The organism is Actinoplanes sp. NPDC051470, from assembly GCF_040682035.1.
Taxonomy (GTDB): domain Bacteria; phylum Actinomycetota; class Actinomycetes; order Mycobacteriales; family Micromonosporaceae; genus Actinoplanes.
Window position 1 is genome coordinate 1 of sequence record NZ_JBFBAA010000087.1, and the last position, 1,172, is coordinate 1,172.

At 66.0% G+C, this 1,172-nt stretch carries 1 protein-coding gene; it reads left to right on the top strand.

Going from position 1 to position 1,172, the window contains the following annotated elements; translation table 11 throughout:
* Positions 1-152: 152 nt before the first annotated feature.
* Positions 153-1,172, top strand: a 1,020-nt coding sequence (locus AB0M54_RS47890) for an IS630 family transposase (protein WP_364480064.1), incomplete at its 3' end; no start/stop codon positions are given.

A 1,172-nucleotide genomic window follows, 5' to 3' on the forward strand; every position in this document is an offset into this window, starting at 1 on the left:
CTAAGCGGGTAGGCAAAGGTTCGGTACATAACTGGTGATGGGCTGTCAGCGAACACGCTCAGCGAGAGGGACATACCAACGAAAAGACCCCGTCGTGGGATCGGATCAAGTTTCCACACCAGAACGCGATCCCCGACGAGGTCACCGCCAGTATGCGCCCCGCGCACGTCTACGCCAGCATGTCCGAACAGCAACACACCGAACTGATTACCGCCCTGCACGGACCCTGGCGCAACGCCACCCGGATCGTGATGGTCGTCCTGTCCGCCGCCGGCTTCAACGCCAGCGAGATCGCCGACCTGCTGCACTACGACCCGAAGACCGTTCGGGCCTGGATCGCCCGCCACCACGCCGAAGGCCTGGCCGGTCTGCCCGACCGGCCCCGCTCGGGACGCCCTCGCACAGGCAGCCCCCGCCTCGGCGAACGCATCCACGCCCTGCTGCAGAACCCGAAATCCTGGACCACAGCACGTATCTGGAAAGCCCTGGGCCGGCCCCAGCTGAGCATGTCCACGATGCGCCGACGCATCCGCGAACAAGCCCGCTGGGCCCGACCCCGCCTGATCGCCAAAAGCGACCCCAACCGAGACACCATCTGCGCCGACATCCGCGACCGGATCGCCGCCCTGCCGCAAGGCTCCGTAATCCTGGCCGAGGACGAAACCCACCTCGACCTACTCGCCCGGGTCCGCTCCTGCTGGATGCCCACCGGCCTGCGGCACCGCATCCTGACCCCCGGCACCAACGTGCGCCGCACCGTGCACGGCGCAGTCAACCTGCTCACCGGCACGGTGCACCACCACGTCAGCGTCAAGAACGTGTCCGTGGTGTTCTGCTACTTCCTGCAACAACTGCTCGACGCCTACCCGAATGCCCCGACCATCGCCGTGATCTGCGACAACGGCAGCACCCACCACAGCGCAATCACCCGACGCTGGCTCGCCGAACACCCTCGGATCCAGGTGATCGAAGGCGCGAAATACAGCCCCCAGGACAACCCCGTCGAACGGATCTGGGCCGTCATGAAACGAGCCCTCGCGAACACCGCACCCGCCACCATCACCGACCGCGTCCAACAAGCCCACGTCTTCTTCCAACACCGCACCGACGCCCAGAACCTCACCACCGCCGCACCCTGGACCTCACCCTGGCTACCCCAGAGTTACGGGAAA